Origin of the sequence: Mesorhizobium sp. M2A.F.Ca.ET.037.01.1.1 (assembly GCF_003998075.1) — a bacterium.
Lineage (GTDB): Bacteria > Pseudomonadota > Alphaproteobacteria > Rhizobiales > Rhizobiaceae > Mesorhizobium.
Genome location: NZ_RZSA01001792.1, coordinates 1 through 462 on the forward strand (window position 1 = coordinate 1; position 462 = coordinate 462).

Here is a 462-nt window from a genome sequence, read left to right on the forward strand (position 1 = left end):
GAGCCCTTGGGCATGCTCTTGCCGCCCTCGGCGCCGGCGCCCTCGCCCAGGCCCTTGGCGCTGGCCGGGATGTTCCAGGCCAGCCAGTGCCAGAAACCCTTGCCGCCATTGGCGTCGGTGTCGAACATGGTCAGCGCATAGCTTTTGGTGCCGGCCGGCGGGTCCTTCCAGGCGAGCGCGATCGAGACGCTCTTGCCGCCACAGCCAGCCTTGTCGCCGAGATATTTCGCATTCCATTTGCCGTCGGAGACTGACGGGCTGGAGATCTCGAAGGCCGCCGCATGGCCGGCTAAGGCGACAAGGGCAAGCGTGGTCAAGCCGAAACGCAAGGTCATGTGATCCTCCCTGAATACTATAGAGCGTTTCACCGTTTCACGGAAACGGCGAACCGCTCTATCCCTTTGTTTTGACGCAATTCCGGACGGAAAACCGCTCACACTTTTCCTGGAATTGCTCTAGCGT

1 protein-coding gene is annotated in these 462 nt (G+C 61.5%); it reads right to left on the bottom strand.

Features of this window, described 5'->3' with window-relative positions; all coding sequences use genetic code 11:
• On the bottom strand, nucleotides 1–335 hold a 335-nt coding region (locus tag EOA27_RS39845; RefSeq protein WP_145970964.1), incomplete at its 3' end, for a YbhB/YbcL family Raf kinase inhibitor-like protein.
• Between the last annotated feature and the right edge of the window lie 127 nt (nucleotides 336–462).